The sequence below is a fragment of the Brevibacillus migulae genome (genome assembly GCF_004521915.1).
GTDB classification, from domain to species: Bacteria; Bacillota; Bacilli; order Brevibacillales; family Brevibacillaceae; genus Brevibacillus_F; species Brevibacillus_F migulae.
On the sequence record NZ_SDKD01000004.1, the window covers coordinates 144,104 to 168,291 of the forward strand.

The window sequence follows — 24,188 nt, forward strand, 5'->3', positions numbered from 1 at the left end:
AGCTTGGTGGCTCGTTTAAGCAAAATGAACACGTTGCGCAATCAGATTCTCGTGGTGTTTTTGCTCGCCATGGGGATTGTGCTGCTGTTGGTAGGGATCATGACGTTCCAGCTGGTTTCTACCCTGTTGAAAAATAATGCGGAAAAGCAGATGCAGCAGACAGCGGTTCAAGCAAGCGGCAGATTGGAGACGCTGTATCAGCAAATCGATATGCTGTCCCAGCAAGTCGCGACGAATTCGTACGTCCAGCAATTATTGATAGCGGAAAGTGACGGGCATCGCTCTGATTTTTATAAAAGACAATCGCTCATGCAAATCATCAATTCGTACCAAGCGTACTCCGACGGGATTCATTCGTTTGAGCTCTACCTGCCAAGCTACCGCCGTTTGCTCCCGCTGGGGGAAGGGCATCTGGCCAAACGATTGGATCCGAACTGGGTGAAGCAGGCAAACCTCGCTAAAGGGAAAATGGTGTGGGCGGGAAAGGATCCCAAAGATCCGGGGTATTTTCTGGCGATCCGCAGGGTCAGCCTGATGGACCGTTGGTTTTCCAATGGCGGTTACTTGGTGATCCGGATCAACGCTGGCTTTTTCCAATTGATCGAAGCGGCATCAGCCGGGAAAGAGCATGAATACATGGTGCTGGTGGATGAACAGAATCGTCCGATCGCCTCCAACTATAGCGGGGACTCAAGACCGATTTTCGCGGAGCATCAGCAGGTGGTCACCATTCATGGCCAGGAATACATCGTCGTGAAGCAAACATCGGAAAAGACCGGATGGACACTGGCGATCCTTACGCCGATCAGCACCCTGACGGAAGGGATCACTGTGCTGCGTACTGCCATTACGATTTCCGCTGCGGCTGGCTTCATCATTTTTCTCATATTTTCCTATCTCCTTTCTACAATCATTACTCGTCCCATCCTCACGCTCACCAAGACCATGCGTAGGGCCAGGCAGGGCGAGCTCAAACCGAGTCCCCATCATTTTTCTACCGTGGAAATCAATGAATTGAATGAAACCTACAATCAGCTGGCGGAAAACACCAATCACTTGATCCAGGTGGTCTATGAAAAGGAATTGCTCCGCAGCCGCAGCGAGCTGAAAGCCCTGCAAGCGCAGATCAATCCGCACTTTCTCTTTAACACGCTGGACGCGCTCTATTGGTCCTTGGAGGAGAAGCAGGAGGAGGAGCTGGCGGAGCTGGTGATCGCGATGTCGGAGTTGTTCCGTTACACGATCAGCGATCCCAAGCAGGATGAATGGGTATCGGTAAAAGAAGAGCTGGAGCATGTGGACCGCTACCTGCAGATCATGAAGATGCGCTTCGGGGAGCGTCTGACGTGGGAGATATCGGCCGCAGCGGAATGCGAAGAGGCAAGGATGCCGAAGCTGCTCATTCAACCGCTCGTGGAGAATGCGATCCTGCATGGTGTCGGCAACAAAATGGGCCCTGGCTCGGTGCTGATCACCGCTGAACGCCTGGCAGATGATCGTAAACTGGTCATTACGATAAAGGATGATGGACCGGGAATCGAGCCAGATGCGCTGCAATCGATTGTGAGATCGCTGGAGGAGGGGAAAGTCTCTCCGTTGAAAGGCAAGGGAATGGCGATTGCCAACGTGAAGAAGCGACTGCAGCTGTATTATCAGGAACATCAACCGAGCGGGCTGCATATCCGCAGCGATGCAGGCCAAGGTACGAGCGTAAGCCTTGAAATTCCTTGTGAAGGGGGAATTCCATGATGGGTGCCAAAACGATTTTGATCGTCGATGACGAACCGCGAACCAGACAAGGCTTGCAAAAAACACTGGGGGCATGGTCGGCCGGCCGCTTTGTGATCGTCAGTGCGGCAGATGGTGAGGAAGCGCTGGAGGTCTTGGACCGTCGCAGCGTGCATCTGCTGATCACAGACATCCGCATGCCGGAAATCAGCGGATTGACCTTGATCGAGACGCTGCAGCGGAAAGGTCACAAGCCCGTGGTCATCATTATCTCGGCTTACTCGGAATTTGCGTATGCCCAGCAAGCCATCTGCCTGGGGGTCGTCAATTATCTGCTCAAACCGTTAAACAAGACCAAGCTGATTGAAGCGGTCGAGCAAGCGCTGCAGGTGGAAGCCCATCGGGAGCGAGCCGGACTTATCGAGAAAGTAGTGGACGATCGGTTGATCATACTGAAAAAGGAACATGTGCCACCCCGGTCGCCTATACGAGAAGCGATGCGCTACGCCGACGAACACATCAAAAGGCCGATCAGCTTGCGGGAAGTGGCTGAGCACGTGCATCTCAACCCGAGTTATTTCAGCGTGCTATTCAAGGAGCAGACAAACCTGACGTTCGGCGAATATGTCACGCGCAGCCGATTGCAGCAGGCGAAGAGTCTGCTGGTGACAACCAACCTGCCGATCGCCGACATCGCGGAAGCAGTCGGGTATCAAACCGCAAAGTACTTCATCAAGCTGTTCAAAGAATACACGGGCATTACCCCTCATCAATTTCGCAAAGAATCTCACTCCCCGGAAATCCCGATCTAAACAAAGTGGAATTTTCCCCAATGGCTGTTACCTTACTGCTCATCAGACGAGATGCTACACTGATCGTACACAAAAGGTGAATCCACTATGGAAACGGGGGTTTTTGCTTGATTAAGAAAGCGGTTACATCATTCTTGTCCCTTTCGCTCGCTTCCGTGCTCGCATTTGCAGGGTGTTCCAGTCAGAGTACGCAGCAAACGGGAAATCAGAGTGAGGGCAGCACTCAGACAGCCAATGCGGGGGAAAAGGTCACGCTGAGCTTCATGCATTTATGGCCGGAGGGAAGCTCCAAGCAGCACAACATGATCGTCAAAGACATTATTCAGGAGTTCCAGGCAGCTCATCCGAATGTCACCATCAAGACCGAGATCCTGGAGAATGAACAGTACAAAAACAAGCTGAAGGTGCTGTCTGCTTCCAATGAGCTTCCGGATGTAGGCATGACCTGGGCAGCAGGCTTCCTGGAGCCGTATGTGAAAGGCAAGCTGTTCGCGCCGGTGGACGACATTTTGGCTGGTGGTCTGAAAGAGTCATTCGTACCAGGGACGACGGAAGCATATGCCGTTGACAACAAGACGTATGCGCTTCCCGTGGAATTGAACATCGTCCCGGTCTATTACAACAAGGCGATTTTTGCGAAATACAATCTGCAGCCGCCGCAGACGTACGAAGAGTTCCAGAGCGTCGTCAAGACATTGGCGGATAACGGTGTGCCTCCGATCGCGCTGGGCAACAAGGACCGCTGGACCGGGTCGCTTTGGTACATGTATCTGGCTGACCGGATCGGCGGAGCGGAAGCGTTGAAAAAGGCGATCGATCGCAGCGGCACCTTCGAAGATCCGAGCTTGGTCCAAGCGGCGGGCGAAGTGCAGAAGCTGGTCGATATGAACGCTTTCGTAAAGGGTTTCAACGGATTGTCCAATGATGAAGGAAAATCGGAATTCATGAACGGGAAAGCAGCGATGTACCTGATGGGAACATGGGAGCTGCCCAATTACACGACCAATGAGTCGGTACCCAAGGAATTCCGTGACAGCATCGGGTTCTTCAAGTTCCCGTCGGTAGCGGGCGGCAAAGGCAATGTCGACAGCTGGGTCGGCGGACCGGGGGTAGGCTTGTTCGTCGCCGAAAATTCAAAAGTGAAGGAGGAAGCGAAACAGTTCGCCAAATTCTTTGTGGAGAAATGGGGCGAGCAATCCGTCACCAAAGCGGGTGTGATCCCCGCCACGAAAGTCGATACATCCAAAGTGCAGCTGCCGCAAATGTATATCGATATCCTCAGCGAGCTGAACAAGGCCAGCAACATCACCCTGTTTGCCGATGTCCAGATGAGCCCAGGTGTGGCACAGACCCATCTGAACATGATCCAATCCTTGTTTGGAAAAGAGGTTCCGCCTGAGGAATTTGCCAAGAAGCACGAAGAGGCACTCGCCCAGGAACAGAAATAAGTGACACAGAAAAAGGACATATCTCCTTCGCCCGATATGTCCTTTTTTCCTGGTCGATCAGAATATACCAGAAAATTCCTGTCGACATAAGAAGGGGGTGAACCCGCCATGGATAAAGTCATGTCCGATAAAAAGGTCATCGCGCTTTACGTGCTTCCCGCTTTGACGCTGGTCCTGGCCCTGATCTATATCCCGATCGTACTGACCGGGTATTATGGCTTGATGCAGTGGGATGGCATCGGTGAGATGGTATTTATCGGATTGGACAATTACAGCAGGCTGATTGCGGACCCGATGTTTTGGAAAAGCGCGTACCATTCGTTTTTGCTGGCGATCTTCTCCACGGCCAGTTTGTTCGGGTATCTCTTGATCGCCCTCATTCTTGCGGAAAAAATCAAGGGGGCTAACCTGCTGCGGAAAATCTATCTCATCCCGATGCTGTTGTCCTCCGTCGCGATCGGACAACTATGGCTGAAAATTTACCATCCGTCCAACGGGGTGCTGAATCAGTTTTTGACCGCGCTAGGGTTTACCGAGACACCTGCCTGGCTGGCGGATTCGTCGACAGTGCTGGGCGCGATCTTTCTCCCGATCGTCTGGCAGTATGCCGGTTTCTATATTTTGATCTATTACGCTGCGCTCAAGAGCATTCCCGAATCGCTGATCGAGGCAGCGCGGATCGATGGAGCGACTCCGTGGCAGATCGCGTTTCGCATCAAGATCCCGCTGATCGCGAGTGTGATCAAGGTGACGCTCGTGCTGGCCATCGTCGGTTCCTTGAAATACTTTGACCTGATCTACGTGATGACGGATGGCGGGCCAAACGGAGCCAGCGAGGTCATGGCCTCCTATATGTACCATCAGGCGTTTCGCGGCTTTGATTTTGGCTACGGCAGCGCCATCGGCTTCTTCCTGCTATTGATCTGCCTGGTGGTGACCTGGCTGATCCGCAAGCTGACGGCCGTGGAGGAAGAGATTCAATATTCGTAGAAAGGAGGGCTTCCGATCAAAACGGCGATCACCACGCAAAGACCTTCGGCGCAAAAGCCGACGGGGCTAGCCGCACACACGATCATGCAGCGTTTTGGGGTGGGAGGATTGTATGCCTTTCTGGGCCTAGTCGCGATCATCCAAGTCCTCCCGCTGGTCTGGCTGCTGTTTTTTTCCCTGAAAAATAACCAGGAAGTGTTCAATCTGCCGCCGCTCGCACTGCCCGCCGAACCAAAATGGGAGAATTACGCGAAGGTATGGACAGAGGGCAATATCAGCCAATACTTTTTCAACAGCGTCTGGATCACGGTGGTTTCCGTGGTGCTGACCATCCTGTTGGCCAGCTTCGTTACCTTTGCGATCACGCGGATGCATTGGAAGTTGAAAAAGTTCGTCCTCGGCCTGTTCATGGTCGGCTTGATGATCCCGGTCCACTCGACGCTGATTCCGTTGTTTCACATTTTTCTGAAGCTCCATCTGGTGGACAATCCGCTGGCGGTGATTCTATCGTTTACGGCCTTTAACCTGCCGTTGACCATCATGATTCTTCTCGGATTCTACTATTCTTTGCCGCGCGAAGTAGAGGAAGCGGCGATCATGGACGGCTGCTCGGTGCATCGGCTGTTTTTCCGCATCATTTTGCCGATGACGTCCCCCGCGATCGTGACGGCTTCGATCATCAATATGATCTACAACTGGAATGAGTTTGTGTTTGTGAATACATTCATCAGCTCGGACGAATACAAGACGCTGACGGTCGGGATCCAAAATTTCATCGGCCAATATACGACCGACTGGGGAGCGATCGGCGCTACCTTGATGATCAGCATCCTGCCGATTTTAGTCGCATTCTTTTTCTTGAGCAATCGCATCGTGGAGGGCATCACGTCCGGATCGGTAAAAGGGTGAACATTCATCCAATCATGGAGGGGAGTCTATGTTGAAAAATCAATTTTTCAATGCTCATCACTCGCCAATTGGGGCCTTTTCCAGCTTTACGCTCGGCTTTCCCGGCAGCGGGGGCGGGCTAGATCTGGAGCTGGGGCGCTCGCCCAAGCAAAATGTGTACATCGGCGTGGAGTCGCTGGAGCAGGAAGGCATGTATCAGGCGCTGCCCTTTTTCGCCTTTGCGGATGACGAAAGCAAGCGTTACGACATCGAAAATCCCGACCCGGAGCCAAACAAGCCGAAGATCATCCTGCCCTTTTCGCAGGACGAGGTGACCCGAGATTTTCAACTGGGCACCGATACATGGAGAGCGGGGGATTTGACGTTTACGTTGTATACGCAGGTCCATCCCGTGCCAGACCCGGCCGTTGCTAGCGAGGAAGAAATGAAGCTGACCTTGCTTCCGGCTGTGCTGGCCGAGCTGACCATCGACAATACGCATGGGAACAGGAGCCGTCGGGCGTTTTTCGGCTACCAAGGCAGCGATCCGTACAGCTCGATGCGCCGATTGGACGATACGTGCGACGGGATAGCTGGCGTCGGGCAAGGCCGGCTGACGGCCATTGCTTCATCCGATCCCGAAGTCAGGTCTGCGCTGCATTTCAGCCTGGAAAACATATTGACCACACCGCTGGAGGAAAACTGGACGTTTGGTCTGGGGCCGCTGGGGGCGCTGATCATGGATGTGCCTGCGGGCGAAAAGCGGAGCTATCGGTTTGCCGTATGTTTTTATCGCGGGGGCATTGTGACGGCTGGACTGGACGCATCGTATTACTATACCCGGTACTTTCCGAATATTGAGGCGGTTGCGTCCTATGCGCTGGAGCAATCCGCTACCTTCCTCGCACGATCGGAACAGGCAAACGGCATGATTCGGGATGCCGAGCTGTCTGAGGACCAGAAATTCATGATGGCGCATGCGATTCGCAGCTATTATGGCTCGACCCAGCTGCTGGATGTCGATGGAGCGCCGTTTTGGGTGGTCAACGAGGGTGAATACCGGATGATGAACACGTTTGACCTGACGGTGGATCAGCTCTTTTTCGAACTAAAAATGAACCCGTGGACAGTCAAAAATGAGCTGGACATGTTTGTGCAGCGGTTCAGCTATGAGGACCGCGTGCGCTTTCCGGGCGATGACCAGGAATATCCGGGCGGCATCAGCTTCACGCATGACATGGGCGTCGCGAATACGATTTCCCGCCCGCAGTATTCCTCCTATGAGCTATATGGGCTGGACGGATGCTTCTCGCATATGACGCATGAGCAGCTCGTCAACTGGGTGCTGTGTGCAGCGGTTTACGTGGAACAGACCGGCGATCGCGAGTGGCTGCAGGAGAACCTCGGTGTGCTTGAGCGCTGCTTGGAGAGCATGCTGAACCGGGATCATCCCGACCCTGCGCAGCGCAATGGCATCATGGGTCTCGACTCCACCCGCGTGATGGGTGGTGCGGAAATCACCACCTATGACAGTCTCGACGTATCCCTCGGGCAAGCGAGAAACAATATTTATCTGGCCGGAAAGTGCTGGGCTGCCTACCTTGCGCTGGAGAAGCTGTTTGCGGAAAACGGCAAGCCAGAGTTGGCCGAGACGGCAGGGGGGCAAGCGGAAAAATGCGCGCAAACCATTACGAGTCATATGACACCGGACGGCTATATTCCGGCCGTCATCGGCGAAAACAACGATTCCAAGATCATTCCGGCGATCGAAGGGCTGATTTTTCCGTATTACACGAATTGCCGCGATGCGCTTGTTCGCAATGGCCGCTTTGGCGCGTACATCCAGGCGTTGGAAACGCATTTGCGGACAGTATTGACGGAGGGTGTCTGCTTGTTTGCGGACGGCGGGTGGAAAATATCTTCTACCAGCAACAACTCCTGGCTGAGTAAGATCTATCTCTGCCAGTTTATCGCCCGACAGATTCTCGGCTGGAAATGGGATGAACAAGGGCAAAAGGCAGACGCCGCGCATGTTGCCTGGCTGACCCATCCGACCTTATCCATTTGGAGCTGGAGCGATCAGATCATTGCCGGGGAGATTTCCGGCAGCAAGTACTATCCGCGTGGGGTTACCAGTATCTTGTGGCTGGAGGAAACCGGCGTACAGTAAAAGCGAAAGGCCTTCTGCAGAAGAGCAGAGGGCCTTTTCAACTGTCAATGCAAAGATTATCCCCGGTACCCCAATTGACGGGAGATCGACAGGGACGTTTCCCGCATCTTGCCGATCAGTTCATCATGGACGCGTTCCATCGTGATCCGGTTGCTGGGACCGGATGTGCTGAAGCTGGCGATCACCTTGCCTTGGTAATCGAAAATAGGTGCGGCGATGCAGCGGATGTCTTCTTCATTTTCGATATTGTCCAGCGCGTAGCCTTGTTTTTTGACGGCTTCCACTTCTTCGGCAAGCGCTTCTTTGCTGGTAATCGTTTTGGGGGTTTTCGCGACGAACTCGATTTGCGATACCACGTTTTCATAGGTCTCGGGATTCATGCCGGACAGCAGGATTTTTCCGACGCCCGTACAATACATTGGGGCGCGGCTGCCGATCCGCGAATACATGCGGATGGTCTGATTGCTTTCGATTTTATCGATATACATCACTTCGCCGTTGTCCTCGATGCACAGATGCACGGTCTCGTTAACATCCTGCGCCAATTTTTCGAGAAAAGGCTTGGCGATCCGGATCACATCGAGGCTGTTCAAAATGTGCCGGGACAAATAAAGCAGCTGCAAGCCAAGCTTGTATTTCTCGGTTTCCTCATCCTTGACGACGTAGTTCATCGCCAGAAGAGTGGCCAACAGCCGGTGTGTCGTGCTTTTCGATAAGCCTACCTGTTCGGATAGGCGGGTAATCTGAATGCCGTCCGGGTATTCGGAAAGGACATTTAAAAGCGTAAGTGCTCGTTCCAAGGATTGGACATTTGACATAACGTTCCCCTTTGAGTCGCATCATCTATTTTTCGGTGAAAGCTTGACGCTCGAATTTTGAAATGCTGTTCCATTTTATCTTATTTCAACTGTTCTCCTTTGTAAACTAAGGGGCAATGCATAAAAACAGGCAGCCGCTGTTGGTATATTGAAAAAAATTGGATAACAGGTATAATATAATAAATGGAACGTTGTTCTACAATACGGAACTTCATTTGCCCGATATGGAAGCTTCGAAGCATCCTCCCAATCATGGATCGGATGATGATGGGAGGAGACACGCCAGTTGCGAAAGCGCTCACATTGCAAGACTGGCACAGGAGAAGCGCCATGTTTGATCAGAAGTGTTGGTAATGGATGGCTGGGCAGATCACACGATTCGGGGAGGAAAAAAGATGGCAGGATATCTGGATTTGTTTTCATTGCAAGGAAAAACGGCATTGGTAACGGGAGCTCGTACAGGGATTGGGCAAGCGATATCTTTCGGCTTGGCTGCAGCGGGGGCGCATGTGCTGCTCTTGGGACACCGGGATAATCTCGATGAGACCAAAGCAAAGATCGAAGAAGTCGGCGGCAGCTATGAAACGGTGCTGATTGATTTGAGCGAGATCAAGCAAATACGGGAAAAGCTGCAGCCGGTGCTGGAGAAGCATCAGATCGATATCCTGGTGAACAACGCAGGCGTGATCTACCGCGAGCCGGCTGTTGATTACAATGAGCAGGAGTGGATGCGCGTCATCGATGTGAACCTGCACTCCGTATTTATCCTGTCCCAGGAAATCGGGAAAGGGATGGTTGAGCGCGGCTCCGGAAAAATCATCAACATCGCGTCCTTGCTGTCCTTCCAGGGAGGAGTCTTTGTCCCGGCTTATACGGCAAGTAAGCATGCGGTAGCCGGTTTGACCAAATCGCTGGCCAACGAATGGGCTGGAAAAGGCGTGCAAGTGAATGCGATCGCTCCAGGCTACATTGAAACGAATAATACGGAAGCGATCCGCAATGATGAGAACCGCAGCAAATCCATTCTGGAAAGAATCCCGGCAGGTCGCTGGGGACGCCCGGAGGATCTGGCCGGAGCGGCAGTATTCCTGGCTTCCCCTGCGTCCGATTATGTCAGCGGCCACGTGCTGGTCGTGGACGGCGGCTGGATGGGGCGATAAACGAAAAAAGAGAGGTATCCGCGGCTTAGACGGATACCTCTTTTTGGTCGATAAGAATTTATAAAATTCCCATCGACATAAGAAAAACTAAGCTCCGCCTTTTGCGTAGCCAAGTTTTTCTAACTGTTTGGTGAAGATTAAGCGTTTTGCGGCACTGGCAAGCCAAGGCCTTCTGCGATGCGTGTTCCGTACTCAGGGTCTGCTTTGTAGAAGTGTCCGATTTGACGGAGCTTGATCTCATCGGATTCAACCGGTTTCATCGCGTTCACGATGTTTTGCACCAGACGAGTGCGCTCATCCGGAGTCATCAGGCGGTACAGATCGCCCGCTTGCGTATAGTGGTCATCGTGGTCATACGCCACGTTTTCAGCAAGACCGTATACCGGATAGGGAGTCGTTTTGTGCTCAGGCGCTTCTTTTGGTCCGCCGAAGCTGTTTGGTTCATAGTACACGGAACCGCCGCCATTGTTGTCAGGACGCATAAAGCCATCGCGTTGGTACGTGTTCACTTCGGATTTTGGACGGTTGATCGGCAGCGCATTGTGGTTCGCGCCGACACGGTAACGGTGTGCGTCGGAGTAAGCGAACAGACGGCCTTGCAGCATTTTGTCCGGAGATGCTTCGATACCAGGCACGAAGTTTCCAGGAGAGAATGTTGCTTGCTCTACCTCAGCAAAGTAGTTCTCCGGGTTTTTGTTCAATACCATGCGGCCGACTTCGATCAATGGGTAATCCTTTTGCGACCATACTTTGGTTACATCGAATGGATCGAAACGGTATGTGTTGGCATCTTCCAAAGGCATGATTTGCACATACAGTGTCCAGGATGGGAAGTCGCCTTTTTCAATCGCGTTGAACAGATCTTCTGTATGGTAGTCAGGATTTTCACCAGCCAGCTTCGCAGCCAGTTCCACATCCAGGTTTTTGATGCCTTGATTGGTTTTGAAGTGGTATTTCACCCAGACGCCTTGGCCTTCCGCATTCACCCATTTGAAGGTATGGCTGCCGAAACCGTGCATATGACGGTATGTAGCCGGAATACCGCGGTCAGACATCAGAATGGTGACCTGATGCAGAGACTCAGGAGACAAGGACCAGAAATCCCATACCGCATTCGGGTTTTTCAGGTGCGTTTGCGGATGGCGTTTTTGCGTATGGATGAAGTCAGGGAACTTGATCGCGTCGCGGATGAAGAACACAGGGGTGTTGTTTCCAACCAGATCGTAGTTTCCTTCTTCGGTATAGAATTTCACAGCAAAACCGCGTGGGTCGCGTACGGTATCAGCAGAACCGAGCTCACCGGCAACGGTGGAGAAGCGGATGAACATCGGCGTGCGCTTGCCCACTTCGGAAAGGAAGGCAGCTTTGGTGTATTTGGAAACATCGTTGGTTACTTCGAAATATCCGTGCGCACCTGCACCTTTCGCGTGAACCACACGCTCTGGAACGCGCTCGCGGTTGAAGTGTGCCAATTTTTCCAATAGATGGACATCTTGAATCAGAGTTGGGCCGCGCATCCCTGCGGTCATGGAGTTTTGATTATCGCCGACAGGAGCTCCCCAGCTGGTCGTCAGTTTTTTGTCGTTGCTCATTACAGAAATCACCTCATAATCAAGTTTAGGTACAGCATAAAGAATAAGACTTCTTATTAAAAAATTACTCTCTATTAATAATTATTCTAATAGATTTCCGCCTAGAAGTAAAGTTGAAAACATTTTTCTGTTCCAAAATCAAAATTCCGATTCGCATGTAGTGACACGAAACCGATGTCTCTGCCCTTACTGGGAACAATATGTCACCCATATATTCTAAGCAGGAGCTGCAGAAAAAAGAACGAGCCAAAGCGCGGCACCGTCCACTCTTTTCGAGCTGGCAGCAGCACTTTTTGAGAAGCTTTCCCACATCCCCCTCGTGACATTTCGGACTTCTAGGAGTATGTTTTCTATAGAAATGGATGGTGTTCCATCAGGAGAGGTGAATGCATGCGGTTTTTGCAACCATATGTAAAAAAGTACGGGCTGCCTTTCTGTGCATCCCTGTTTTTTCTGACGCTTGAAGCGATCTGTGACCTGCTTCAGCCTACGATCATGTCAAAAATCGTGGATGTCGGCGTAGCGGGAAATGATCTTGGTTATGTATTGCGCATGGGCGGGCTGATGCTTTTGATCACGGGCGTTGGCGCTGCGGTTGCGTCGACACGCAACCTGATTTCGAGCAGGGTGTCGCAAAGCTTCGGGGCCGAGCTGCGATCTGATCTGTTCCGCAAAATTCAGTCGCTGCCGATCGGGAATCTCGATCGGTTTGACAGAGCCTCGCTCGTCACTCGATTAACGTATGATGTCAACCAGGTGCAGATATTTGTGAACGGCTTGATGCGCATTTTCGTCAAGGCGCCGTTGATATGTATCGGCGGTCTGATCATGGCGACGCATCTGAATGCCGAGCTGTCTATTGTACTTGCGGTGGTCGTGCCGATTGTCGGGCTGTTCATCTTTTTAAATATGAAGATCGGCCTCCCTTTCTTCCAGCGGGTGCAAAAGGCGCTGGATCGGGTGAATGGAGTCATGCGGGAATATTTATCGGGTGTGCGGGTCGTCAAGGCGTTCAATCGCTTTGATTTTGAGGTGGAAAAGTTCGGCAGGGCGAATGAGGAGCTGCGAGAAGCATCGACTTCAGCGGCACGTCTCATGTCTGTCTTTAGTCCAGCGGTCATGCTTTCTGTCAATTTTGGCATTGTGGCGGTACTCTGGCTGGGCAGTATCGGCGCTCAACAGGGCACGATACCGGTCGGCCACATTATCGCGTTCACCAACTACATGACGCAAATCTTGTTTTCCTTGATGATGATTTCCATGGTGTTCAACATGTTTGTCCGGGCAAAAGCTTCCGCTGGACGAATCGGCGAGGTGTTTGCGGAGGAAAACATGATGACCTGGAAGGAGGCGGAGGAAAAATCGCCGCTTCAGCTTGGCGAGATCGAATTCGATCAGGTGACGTTTTCTTATGAAGGAACAGCGGGTCAACCGGTGCTAAAAGACGTCTCCTTTACATGCAGGCCAGGGGAAACGATCGGGATCATCGGCTCTACCGGTGCGGGGAAGAGCACGCTGGTGCAATTGCTTGCCCGTTTTTACGATGTCACATCCGGCTCCATCCGGATCAATGGAGAGGATATCCGCGAGATCGATCCAAAGCGGCTGCGGGAAAAAATCGCCATCGTGCCGCAAAAGACCATGCTCTTTACGGGTACGGTCCTGGAGAACATCCGCTGGGGAAAGGAAACGGCAACGATGGAGGAAGTCGAGCAGGCCGCGAAGATTGCCCAGGCGCATGATTTTCTCCAAGCCACGCCGGATGGCTATCTGGCCAGAGTCGGGCAAGGGGGCATCAATTTTTCCGGCGGGCAAAAGCAGCGCCTCTCGATTGCGAGAGCGTTGGTGCGCCAGCCGGATATCCTCATCCTGGACGACAGCACGAGCGCAGTCGATACCGCCACGGAGGCCAAAATCAAAGAAGCGCTTCGCACATACGCGCAGGATTTGACCTGCTTGCTGATCGCCCAGCGAATCACCTCCGTGATGGATGCCGATCAGATCGTCGTCCTGGACAACGGGGAGCTGGTCGGCATCGGGACGCATGAGCAGCTCCTGGCCACATGCAAGGTGTATCAGGAGATTTACCACTCCCAAATGGGCAGGGAGGTGCAGTAACATGTCGCAACAACAACGCCAACAGAAGGATGCGCTGCCTCCTCCTCTGCCGAGACCGGGTGGCTTTGCCGGGCCGACGCGTGGTCCGGTGGTCAAGCCGAAACATTTCAAAGCAACGTTAAAAAGGCTGTGGCAAACCTTTGGGACACAGCGCAGACGGTTCCCGCTGCTGTTCTTGATCGTTTTGATCGATTCCATGCTGATGCTGTTAGCCCCGTACCTGCTCGGAAAGTCAATTGACGCGATTGCGGGCGGTCAGGAGTCAATGGGGTTGTTTGCCACGACCCTGCTCGCCTTGGTCAGCTCCTATATCGCGGATGGGCTCCTGACCTTTTGGCAGGGATGGATGATGACGGGTCTTTCCCAGCGGATCGTGACCAATCTGCGAGCCACGCTCTTTGCCAAGCTGCAAAAGCTGCCGGTCGCCTTCTTTGACTCACGCACACACGGTGAAATGATGAGCCGGCTGACTAATGACATTGACAATGTGAGTACATCCATCTCCCAATCGACGACGCAGTTGATGTCGGGAGCGATCATCATCGTGGGCTCCGTCGTGATGATGCTGGTGCTGAGCCCGTTGCTTACCTTCGTCACATTGATTACCGTGCCGCTTGTCTTTTTGCTGACCCGCACCATCGCCAAAAAGACCGGCCTGCTGTTCAAAGAGCAGCAAAAGGAGCTGGGGCGACTGAATGGTCTCATTGAAGAGTCGATTACCGGCATCCAGGTGGTGAAGGCTTTTAACCATGAGGAAAAAGCCATTGCAGAATTTGATGCGATCAACGACAAACTGTGCAAGGTCGGCTTGCAAGCGCAAATCTGGTCAGGCTTTCTCATGCCGATCATGAATGTCATCAATAACCTGGGCTTCGCTTTGGTCGCGGTCGTCGGCGGGATTCTGGCTGTGAAAGGAATGATCACGGTCGGGGTAATCGCCAGCTTTATAAGCTACTCGCGGCAATTTGTCCGCCCGATGAACGAGATGGCGAATATCTTCAACACGCTGCAGTCCGGTGTGGCAGGGGCAGAACGGGTATTTGAGGTGCTGGACGAAAAAGACGAACCGGCAGATGCGCCGGGGGCAGTAGCGCTCACGAACCCGAAAGGACATGTCGTGTTTGACAACGTCAGCTTCGGGTATCATCCGGAACAGCCGATTCTGAAGCAGGTCAGCTTTGAAGCGAAAGAAGGCAGCAGCACGGCCTTGGTTGGACCTACAGGGGCAGGGAAGACGACCATCATCAACTTGCTCACGCGCTTTTATGATGTGACCGGTGGTACGATCTATCTCGATGGCAGGGACATCCGGGAATATACGCGGGACAGTCTGCGCAAAAGCTTTGGCATCGTGCTCCAGGATACGTATCTGTTTTCGGGCACGATCAAGGAGAATATCAAGTATGGCAGGCCAGACGCGACGGATGATGAGGTGCAGGCAGCGGCAAGGATGGCCAACGCACATACGTTCATCAGCCGTTTGCCCCAGCGGTACGATACGATGCTTTCGGAAAATGGCGGCAATCTCAGCCAGGGGCAGCGCCAACTGCTGGCAATCGCGCGGGTCATCCTCGCGAAGCCATCCTTGCTCATTCTCGATGAGGCGACCAGCAGCATCGATACGCGTACGGAAATTCATATCCAGGAAGCGCTGCTCGCCATCATGAAAGGACGGACCAGCTTCGTCATCGCTCACCGGCTGAACACGATTCGGGACGCGGATACCATCATGGTGGTGGATCGAGGCGAGATCGTGGAGCGGGGGAATCATGCGGAGCTGATGGAGCAACAAGGCTTCTACTATCAACTTTTCTCCAATCAATTCAAAAATATAGAAGCAGCCGTCGAATAACGGAAAGGCCGGGGATAGATGCCCGGCTTTTTTTATGCTCCGTCAGGCATTTGCATCGAGCATGGCTGGAATATGTGAATGAAGGTAAAATGAACTATTTTTAGCCAAATTGCACACATGTCCTACAGCAAATCCAAATCTCTCTGTATACCTTGTTAGGGTAGTACAAATTCAATTGGATAGGAAATAGGAGGTTGAAAGATGAAAGTGTGCATCAACGATAAAGAGTTGAAAGAGTATTTCGAAGGGTTGAAGCGAGTCGTCTGGGGACCCAGGGATCCCAAGCCCGGTGACGATGAAGGCTGCCATCCGCAATCAATCCGCGAGGCTCTTCGCCAAGAGCTCTTCTCTGCCGACTTTGCCGTTTTTCTCCAAAAAAATACAAAAGGCAAATGCGAAAAGTCCTTTCGCGATGTATTAGAGCATTTTCTCCATCAGTCGATCGAGCTGGGCACTGATGCCGGCAGCATTGTTGGCGTCCTGCAGGAGCTTGGCAAAGATTACGCAGAGATCAATGAACCCAGCGGCTCGAGCGTACTGATTCGTTTTGATCAAATCAACTACGTGCAAGCGTTGTGAATAAGGGAGGTTTTCAGGGATGGATTTTCAAAGCAAATTGGCAACATGGATCGGTGATACGGTACAAGTGGTGACCACTTATCAGGTAACGACCGGGGTATTGGTAGGAGTGACCGATACAACCGCAACCATTCGCACAGCGAGCGCACCGGGTTATGGCAGCGGGCAAGATGTGATTTATCAATTGGATCGCATTATCTACGTCCGTGGCGAATGAGGAAGGCGGGAACCGATAATCGACGCAGGCTAACATTGTCCATTATCATTCCCGTCACGGAGGAAATCGGCTTTCTTGCCGACATGATCGCCATCTGTCGCCATCTCGCTCCTCTGGAGATGATCGTGGTATGTCCGCAGCAGCTGATGGGTACTTTTCAACTCCCTGAAGAAGCCGGTTGCCGCGTGATTTCTTTGGAGGAGCCTGCGGGACTTTTTGCGGGGCGGTCTGTGGGGGCAAAGCATGCCCAAGGAGATGTGCTGCTTTTTCTCGATGAGGGGAGAATCTTTCCACTGCCTGCCTTGCAGCGGTTTTTGTTCCCTGTCTTGTACGGGAACGCACAGGCCGTGCTGTCACTGGCAGACAAGCGCAGCAGCAGAAATCGGACGAGAAGAGGCTCGGTCCGATGCCTCTCGCTGCTGGTGAATGAATGCTGTGGCCGGGCGAGTCTGCAGGAGGCCACTCTTTTTGACGTCCCCCATGCATTGACAGCAGAAGCGCTCCGGGAAATCGGCACGGATCGACTGGCATATCCGGCGGAGGCTCATCGACAGCTGGTGTGCAGCCAGATGAACATCGCGGTGCAACCGATCGCTCCCATGAAAGAGCGGCAATCGTTTCGACCGTCCTTGCATGCGGCCTTGAGGTGGGAGCTTTCCCGTTATGAGCACATGGTAGTGGAACAGCAGATTCGCGCTTTTTCCCGGCTTCCCGTAAGAGCCGGGTATACGGACGGGGGAAGACGAAGGGATATCGTGGAAGGACTTTTCCAACAGTTAGCGGGGATTCCCGTGACTCAGCGGGGAAGCTGGCCGCTCCGGCGATCCTCTCTTTATAGGGGACAGCGTCTATCGGTGATCATCCCAGCTTGCAACGAGGAAGCCACGATCGACGATGTGATCCGGGAAACGTTGATGCTGGAGCCTGCGGAGATTATCGTCGTCGTGAACGGCTCTACGGATCAGACGGCAGCGATCGCCAAAAGATCCGGGGTCACCACGGTCGAATATCCCGAACCGCTTGGTGTAGACACAGGACGGGCGATCGGTGCGCTGCTGGCCAGGGGAGATCTCCTGCTCTTCATCGATGCAGATTTTGTCATTCCTGCCCGCGATATGTACCCGTTTCCTCTCGCTTGTGAAAAAGGTATCGATGTTGCCCTCAATGATTTGTCTGGTTTCCTGGAGCCGCATCATGAGAGCAATCTGGTGGTTGCGGCCAGGCAGGCGCTGAATGTGGCGGTGAATCGAAAGGATTTGGCGATCGGCTCCATGGTGACGGTCCCTTTTGCCATGCGGCGAGAAGTCGTTGCCGCCATCGGGTGGCAACTGCTCCTGTGTCCGCCCAAAGCGCAAATCGCCAGTGTATGGACGGGCTTTCAGCCTCAGCTCGTTCATGAAGTGAATATTTTTTCATCCAACCGGTTTCGGCCTCAGAAGCATCTGGCTGGGGCCGGGACAACCAAGTCGGCTGCGGTCGAACAGATTCTTGGTGATCATATCGAAGCGTTTCAATATCTTGCCAATCAGCTTTGCACGATACAAGGTGGTGAACAAGTTGCCTATGGACAGAATATCCGGTCTCGTCAGCGTGGTGATTACGAATCATAACCGCGCTCCTTATATCAGGGAGTGCCTGGACAGCATCAGCAGACAGAGCTATCCGCAGTGGGAAATCATCTTCGTTGACGATGCCTCTACCGATGAATCGGTGCGAATCGCCCAAGAGTGGCTCGAACAGCATCGCGACTCCCTTCCTATGGAAAATCAGGTGATCATCCATTCCCTGCCCCGCAATATGGGCTTTGCCGGAGCGATCAATGTCGGCTTGTATTTGGCCCGGGGTGAATTTATCGCCATTCAGGATTCGGATGATTACTCACATATACTTCGTTTGCAAAGACAAGTCGATTTTCTGCAAAGTCACCCCGAGATTGAGCTGGTCGGCACCAATTATTATTCATTTCCGCATGACCAGCCGGAGCAAAAGAAGCTCGCCAATTGGATCCAATATGGGGAAGACATCCGCAGGGTATATGGCAATGGAGGTCACTGTGTCTGCCACGGCACCATCCTGTTTCGCGGACAGCTGTTTGACCAGATCGGCGGACCGACCCGCCGGATCCATGGCGCCGAGGACTATGAATTCATCGCAAAAGCCCTGAATGCCAAAGCGCGGATTGAGAATCTTCCAGAGGCTTTGTATTTCTATCGGGTTCACGCGAATCAAAGATCGAGCCAATTCTATCGAAAAAGGGAGGTGTAACGCCATGACTGATAGCCCTTATCGCATCTTAATGGTGCTGGATAATCTGGGGACAGGCGGAACTGAGACGCATGTGCTCAGCTTGAGCAAACCGCTTCGGGAAAAGGGAGTGCAGCTTCATTACGCAGGTGCCGACGGTCCCTTGCACCAAACGTTTGTCGAGGCGGGCTTTCAGATCCACATTGTCCAATCGAATCTGGAGCCTTTAGCGGCACGCAAGGAAATGCTGAAGCAGTCCTATCGAGGCATCATGCAAGAAAATAACATCAACATTGTCCACGTCCATCAAACGCCGTCCGGTCTGGTAGCGGCAGCTGCAGCCAAGGAACTCGGCATTCCTGTCGTGTTTACGATGCACGGCACGTATTACCCCAAGGGGGAAGCGGTGCAATTGGCACAGCTCTGTGACGCAGTCATCACGGTGAGCAAGCCTGTGCAGCGGTACTGGCAAAAAGCGCAAATCGCCTCTACCGTCATCTCCAATGGGGTAGATTTTGAAGCCTTTCATCCGATCGCAGAAGCAGACCTGCAAGCAGCCGAGCTGCCCGATATTCCGCCAGATGCCACGGTTGTCACCTATGTGAGCCGCTTGGCCTGGCAAAAGGCGACGGTATGCAATATGGTGCTGCGCGCCTCTCGGATCCTGCTGCCGGAGATCCCAAGCCTGCATATCGTCGTCGTGGGAACCGGGGCATCGTCGTTCCATGTGCATGAGTTAGCCAAAAATCTGAACAAGGCGGCAGGGAAGCCATACATTCATGTCGTGGGCGAACAAACCGAGGTACAGCCCTTCTATGGGTTCAGCGACCTCGTCATCGGAACCGGACGTGTGGCGCTGGAAGCTTTGGCCTGCGGAAAACCGGTGCTGGCGATCGGCAACCACGGATTTTTCGGACTGGTTACGCCGCCATCCTACAACCTCGCGTGGGAGTACTACTTCGGAGATCACTTTTCGGTACAAAAGCCCGCCCCCAATCTGATAGCCGATGCACTGCGCAAAGCATTCGCCAACCGACAGGAACTGCAAAAGATCGGTGCCTTGGGAAAAGAGTGGGTCCGTACCGAATTCGATATCGTCAAGAAAAGCGCTCAGCTGCTGGAAGTCTACGAGCAAGTGCGCGCAAAACATTAACACGGGAGGCACAAGCATGAAAAAAATTTTATATGTGGGGTGGATCGGATTTAACAATCTGGGAGACGAATTGATGTGGCATGTTTTCCGCGATCTGGCGGAAAAACACCTCGATCCGGCACAAGCAGAAGTCATCCCGTCCCTGCCGAAGATCGATCTCAAGAATCTCAATCCGTACGACACAGTCGTTCTCGGCGGAGGCTCCCTGCTGATCCCCGGCTATGTGGACGTCGTTCACAAGGCCGTGCAGCTGAAGAAAAACGTCGTCATCTGGGGCAGCGGATATGATTCACTGGAACCTGTTACACTTGATGAAAACGGAGCATTCTCCCTTCCCCCGGTCCAGCCGAATGAGCGGATGCGGCACATGCTGGATGAGATTGGCGAGCATGCTTCCTTTTTTGGCATCCGTGGCCCCTTAACGTATCAGTACCTACAGCAGCTTGGCGTGCGTGCAAAGCCCATCATCAGCGGGGATCCGGGCATGCTGCTTTTGCCGCAGACTCCTGTAGAAGCGATCGATCTGGCTGGAAAGTCCATCATCGGCATCAACTGGGGCACCTCGTACAACCGCATTTATGGGAAAAATGAGGCAGTTGTGGAAGAAGCGCTGACCGAAGCCGCTAAAGCACTCATCAAAGATGGACATCACATCTATCTGTTTGCGATGTGGGGACCGGATCGGGAAGCCATCAAGCGTCTCTACAAAAAAATAGCTGCCCCTGACCATACTACCCTCGACCTGACTCTGCATAATCACGTGGAACTGATGAAACGAATCAGCGGATTTCAAGCGACGATCAACTTCAAGCTACATGCCAATGTGATCAGCGCTGCGGCGGGCGTACCGTTTGTCTGCCTGGCATACCGCTTCAAATGCCTGGACTTTGCCTGCTCGCTCGGTGCTCCGGAAACCATCGTTTCAACCGATCATGCCCAGCTCCAACAAGAAATCCTCACCCGTACGCAGGAAGTACTGCAAAATCGAGACACGCTTGCAGCGAAAATCAAGGCGCAGCAAAAAGCAATCATGCAAGAGCTGGAGCAGCCGTTTCTGCAACAGCTTTTGTAAGGTGGATTCTGAAGCCCTCTGTCGATAAGGAATGGTTTGTGATTACAAAATAGCAGAAAAGCCCGTTCCGTGATTGGAGCGGGCTTTTCGCATGCGAAATGCTATAATAATAGGCATGATTGTTTTGCCAATGTGAAGGAGTGAACAAGATGAAAACGATCACTGTTCATCAGGACTTGCAATTTTCCGCGATTATCCATGGCTTGTGGAGACTGGCAGAGTGGAAGCTTTCGGCGGCAGAGCTGCTCCGATTGGTCGAGGAATGCCTGGATCTCGGGATTACCACTTTCGATCATGCGGACATCTATGGCCGCTATACCTGTGAAGGACTGTTTGGCGATGCTTTGGCATTAAAACCGTCACTCCGTGAGCAAATGCAGCTGGTGACCAAATGCGGGATCAAATTGATGACGCCGGACAGACCGGAGCAGAAGCTGCCCTTCTATGATACAAGCAAGGTACATATCGTCAATTCCGTAGAGCGCTCGCTGCAAAATCTGCGTACAGACTATATCGATCTGCTGCTGATCCATCGCCCGGATCCGTTGATGAATCCGGAGGAAGTAGCGGAGGCTTTTGTACAATTGCGGGATCAAGGCAAGGTCAGACACTTCGGGGTATCCAATTTCACCACGTCCCAGTACGATATGCTCCAGTCTTACCTGGATATGCCGCTGGTCACCAATCAGATTGAAATTTCGGTACTTCATCTAGACAATATGCAAAACGGCACGCTCGACCACTGCCAGATGAAACGCATCGCCCCGATGGGCTGGTCGCCGCTCGGCGGAGGCAGAATTTTCACTTCGGAAGATGAGCGGGCAGTGAGACTGCGCCAAAAGCTGACCGAGATTGCCGCAGAGACCGGAGCTGCCTCGATCGATCAGATCATGTATGCATGGCTGCTGATGCATCCGGCCCGCATCATGCCGATTGTCGGCTCCGGCAAGCTGGAGCGGATCAAGACAGCGGTGGACGCGCTTGATGTGACGATTACCCGCCAGCATTGGTTTGAGATTCTGAAAGCTTCTCTCGGAAAGGATGTAGATTGATCAACGGCCGCTGTCGATGATCCTGTATTACTTCCCCGTCCATGGCAGGAGGGTGCCCAGTGCGCGCACCCTCCCCTGCTCTGCGGCGGTTCTCCCTCTCCACCGATCCCTCCCCTATTCGAAAAGGCAGTTTCATTATTTGGGCAGTCTGATTTTAAAAATCGTTCCTTTGGGTTTGTTATGGGACGCTTGAATGGTGCCGCCATGGCTGGAAACAATCCACTTGGCTATTGACAGACCCAAGCCTGAGCCGCCGGTTTCACGCGTACGAGCCTTGTCCTCCCGGTAAAAGCGGGAAAAGATGTGCTGCAAGCCCTCCTCGCTAATCCCGATGCCGGTATCACTGACCTCAATCAGACACTTATGATCTTCCATGGATGTTTTCACGATGATGCTATCATGCTCGCCCGTATATTTCAGCGCGTTGTCCAATAAGATGACCATCAGTTGATGAAGCCTGCTCTTATCCGCTTCGATCATCAGCCCGGATTGCGTGGTCACCCGCAGATGCTTCTCCTGCAGCTCGGCCATCTCTTTGTACGGCTCACACACTTCTTGTACGAAGGCATCCAGGTCAAACCGTTCCTTGACCAACTGGGTTTCCATCGAATCCGCACGTGCCAGGGTCAACAGGTCGGAGGTCAGCTTTGACAGCCTGCGCGTTTCCGATAGGGTCAGCGCAATCGATTCAAATTTGTCCATGATTCTTTCATAGGGTGTGGTCAACAGCAGTTCGAGCTTGTTCTGGATGATCGTCAGAGGTGTGCGCAGCTCATGGGAAGCATTTTCGACAAACTCTACTTGTTTGTTCCAGGAACGGATGATGGGCTTCATGGTCTTTCTGGATAGAATGAAGCTGGCCGCGATAGACAGTAGGACAAATACGACGGTACAGATGGTAAGCAGCCTGCCGTAGTTATTCAGAATGTTTTGCTCTCCATCCACATTCATCAACAGCTGGATATAGTCCTGATCATCATTATTGTGCGGATTTTTGAACGAGATCGTCCGAAAGGTATATTGGTCGTACAGCGTAATGTTTGTGATGTCATCGATTTGCTGAAACGGCAGATCGACAAAGAAATCTCCGTAAAACGGCGTGTTTTCCGGATTGTTCAATTGCTTGTCTTTATTCCAGGTGAGGACAATCATCCGGGGATTGGGCCTGTTCCTCATCTCGTCGGACGGCGCACCTATTGGAGGACGTCCGGAAGGCTGCAGCATCCGCTGAGACAACCCCTTTTCGATAATGCTGTTCTTGAAAGCCAGCAGATCGGCGTCAGTCTTGGAGTACAGGGTCAGCTTCGTTTGACTGAAGATGATCAGTGCGAAAATGGAGAAGATGATGGAGAACGCGATGAAATTATAGAGCATGAAGGTAAGCTGCTGCTTCCGGATGATGGCTTGCTCACTCATTCCTCCCCCTCCCCTACTTCACTCAGCATGTACCCTAACCCGCGAAAGGTCTTGATATAGCGGTCATAGCCGTACTTCTTCAAATTTTTCCGCAAATGGCTGGCGTAGACTTCGACGACGGATGTGGACGTATCGGAATCAAAGCCCCACAGCCTGTCAAAAATCTGTTCCTTGGTCAGGATCGTATTTTTATTGGCCATGAGGTATTCCAAAAGTCCAAATTGCTTGCCGTTCAGCTTGATCGTTTTGTCACCGATGATTGCTGTGCCATTCTTCGTATTCAGCTTCAGATCCTTAAAGCTGAGCATATTTTCTTTGAACTCCCCTACCGAGCGCCGCACGATGGCTTCCAGTCTGACCAGCAGTTCTTCCCGGTGGAACGGTTTGACCAGGTAGTCGTCCGCCCCCTTTTTAAACCCATGGATCTTGTCATCGATGCCGTCCTTGGCGGTGAGCATGATGACAGGTGTCGTAATCTGCTGCTTTCGCAGGTTTTCCAGCACCTCATATCCATTCATCAGGGGCAGCATGATATCCAGGATGATGACGTCGTAAATATTTTGTGAAGCCTGATAGAGCCCTTCTTCCCCATCGAAGGCTTGAACGGTTTCAAACATGCTTTCGGTCGTCTCGCGGATCGTATCGGAAAGATTCTTATCGTCTTCAATGATTAATAATTTCATAGGAAGCACCTCTTGTATGGAAGCGGGATATGCCTATTATCATAGCAGGATCGCACAGGTAAACAAAACAATGATAGAGTGGCAGACCATGTGATTTCAGCAAGATTGATGCTTGCAATTGCGAAGATATTTCTTTATGATAATAGTCAAAATATGATAATGATTCTCACTATCAAAAAGGAATGACATATGGATG

Annotated in this window: 20 protein-coding genes; 16 read left to right on the forward strand and 4 right to left on the reverse strand. The window is 52.4% G+C overall.

What is annotated here, in order from left to right; all coding sequences use genetic code 11:
* Positions 1-6: 6 nt before the first annotated feature.
* The 6 genes from EIZ37_RS06120 (at position 7) to EIZ37_RS06145 (ending at position 8,036) form a co-directional block, all read left to right on the forward strand.
* Entirely contained in the window at positions 7-1,749 is a 1,743-nt protein-coding gene (locus EIZ37_RS06120) for a sensor histidine kinase (protein ID WP_328591347.1), read from the forward strand.
* Complete coding sequence (locus EIZ37_RS06125) at positions 1,746-2,540, forward strand: response regulator transcription factor (protein ID WP_134683694.1); 795 nt, start codon at positions 1,746-1,748, stop codon at positions 2,538-2,540. The genes EIZ37_RS06120 and EIZ37_RS06125 overlap by 4 nt, the downstream gene beginning before the upstream one ends.
* 107 nt (positions 2,541-2,647) lie before the next feature.
* Positions 2,648-3,988 carry an extracellular solute-binding protein gene (locus tag EIZ37_RS06130; RefSeq protein ID WP_205683794.1) on the forward strand — a complete coding sequence of 447 codons (1,341 nt, stop codon included), beginning with the start codon at positions 2,648-2,650 and terminating at the stop codon, positions 3,986-3,988.
* Between the two features lie 108 nt (positions 3,989-4,096).
* Positions 4,097-4,978, forward strand: a complete 882-nt coding sequence (locus EIZ37_RS06135; protein ID WP_134683695.1) for a carbohydrate ABC transporter permease — start codon at positions 4,097-4,099, stop codon at positions 4,976-4,978.
* Positions 4,979-5,062: 84 nt separating this feature from the next.
* Positions 5,063-5,887: a carbohydrate ABC transporter permease gene (locus EIZ37_RS06140; RefSeq protein ID WP_134683696.1), complete on the forward strand. Its 825-nt coding sequence runs from the start codon at positions 5,063-5,065 to the stop codon at positions 5,885-5,887.
* 28 nt (positions 5,888-5,915) lie between these two features.
* Positions 5,916-8,036 carry a glycoside hydrolase family 52 protein gene (locus EIZ37_RS06145; RefSeq protein WP_134683697.1) on the forward strand — a complete coding sequence of 707 codons (2,121 nt, stop codon included), beginning with the start codon at positions 5,916-5,918 and terminating at the stop codon, positions 8,034-8,036.
* Between the two features lie 56 nt (positions 8,037-8,092).
* Here EIZ37_RS06145 and EIZ37_RS06150 read toward each other — a convergent pair whose 3' ends face one another.
* Positions 8,093-8,854: an IclR family transcriptional regulator gene (locus EIZ37_RS06150; RefSeq protein ID WP_134683698.1), complete on the reverse strand. Its 762-nt coding sequence runs from the start codon at positions 8,852-8,854 to the stop codon at positions 8,093-8,095.
* Between the two features lie 395 nt (positions 8,855-9,249).
* On the opposite strand from EIZ37_RS06150, the gene kduD reads away from it, so the two are divergent.
* Complete coding sequence (gene kduD / locus EIZ37_RS06155; RefSeq protein WP_134683699.1) at positions 9,250-10,014, forward strand: 2-dehydro-3-deoxy-D-gluconate 5-dehydrogenase KduD; 765 nt, start codon at positions 9,250-9,252, stop codon at positions 10,012-10,014.
* Between the two features lie 137 nt (positions 10,015-10,151).
* Here kduD and katA read toward each other — a convergent pair whose 3' ends face one another.
* Positions 10,152-11,606, reverse strand: coding sequence for a catalase KatA (katA, locus tag EIZ37_RS06160; protein ID WP_134683700.1), 1,455 nt, complete (start codon positions 11,604-11,606; stop codon positions 10,152-10,154).
* 390 nt (positions 11,607-11,996) lie between these two features.
* Here katA and EIZ37_RS06165 point away from each other — a divergent pair, with 390 nt between their 5' ends.
* From EIZ37_RS06165 to EIZ37_RS06200, 9 genes are all read left to right on the forward strand, one after another.
* Entirely contained in the window at positions 11,997-13,724 is a 1,728-nt protein-coding gene (locus tag EIZ37_RS06165) for an ABC transporter ATP-binding protein (protein WP_134683701.1), read from the forward strand.
* Position 13,725: 1 nt separating this feature from the next.
* Positions 13,726-15,576 (forward strand): ABC transporter ATP-binding protein, encoded by a 1,851-nt coding sequence (locus tag EIZ37_RS06170; RefSeq protein ID WP_134683702.1) that lies wholly within the window; start codon positions 13,726-13,728, stop codon positions 15,574-15,576.
* 201 nt (positions 15,577-15,777) lie between these two features.
* Positions 15,778-16,155, forward strand: coding sequence for a DUF2642 domain-containing protein (locus tag EIZ37_RS06175; protein WP_134683703.1), 378 nt, complete (start codon positions 15,778-15,780; stop codon positions 16,153-16,155).
* Between the two features lie 19 nt (positions 16,156-16,174).
* Positions 16,175-16,372, forward strand: a complete 198-nt coding sequence (locus EIZ37_RS06180; RefSeq protein ID WP_134683704.1) for a hypothetical protein — start codon at positions 16,175-16,177, stop codon at positions 16,370-16,372.
* A gap of 35 nt (positions 16,373-16,407) precedes the next feature.
* The gene (locus tag EIZ37_RS06185; protein WP_235827901.1) at positions 16,408-17,982 is read left to right on the forward strand and encodes a glycosyltransferase; all 1,575 of its coding nucleotides are present in this window, start codon (positions 16,408-16,410) and stop codon (positions 17,980-17,982) included.
* The gene (locus tag EIZ37_RS06190; protein WP_407921120.1) at positions 17,936-18,637 is read left to right on the forward strand and encodes a glycosyltransferase family 2 protein; all 702 of its coding nucleotides are present in this window, start codon (positions 17,936-17,938) and stop codon (positions 18,635-18,637) included. Before EIZ37_RS06185 ends, EIZ37_RS06190 begins: the two co-directional genes overlap by 47 nt.
* A gap of 4 nt (positions 18,638-18,641) precedes the next feature.
* Positions 18,642-19,769 (forward strand): glycosyltransferase family 4 protein, encoded by a 1,128-nt coding sequence (locus EIZ37_RS26320; RefSeq protein ID WP_235827902.1) that lies wholly within the window; start codon positions 18,642-18,644, stop codon positions 19,767-19,769.
* A 16-nt stretch (positions 19,770-19,785) separates the two neighbouring features.
* Positions 19,786-20,841, forward strand: a complete 1,056-nt coding sequence (locus tag EIZ37_RS26325; protein WP_235827903.1) for a polysaccharide pyruvyl transferase family protein — start codon at positions 19,786-19,788, stop codon at positions 20,839-20,841.
* A gap of 149 nt (positions 20,842-20,990) precedes the next feature.
* Positions 20,991-21,893 (forward strand): aldo/keto reductase, encoded by a 903-nt coding sequence (locus EIZ37_RS06200; protein ID WP_134683707.1) that lies wholly within the window; start codon positions 20,991-20,993, stop codon positions 21,891-21,893.
* Between the two features lie 135 nt (positions 21,894-22,028).
* Here EIZ37_RS06200 and EIZ37_RS06205 read toward each other — a convergent pair whose 3' ends face one another.
* Both EIZ37_RS06205 and EIZ37_RS06210 read right to left on the reverse strand, forming a co-directional pair.
* On the reverse strand, positions 22,029-23,309 hold the full coding sequence (locus EIZ37_RS06205; RefSeq protein ID WP_134683708.1) for a sensor histidine kinase: 1,281 nt from the start codon (positions 23,307-23,309) through the stop codon (positions 22,029-22,031).
* The gene (locus EIZ37_RS06210) at positions 23,306-23,992 is read right to left on the reverse strand and encodes a response regulator transcription factor (protein ID WP_134683709.1); all 687 of its coding nucleotides are present in this window, start codon (positions 23,990-23,992) and stop codon (positions 23,306-23,308) included. Before EIZ37_RS06210 ends, EIZ37_RS06205 begins: the two co-directional genes overlap by 4 nt.
* Between the last annotated feature and the right edge of the window lie 196 nt (positions 23,993-24,188).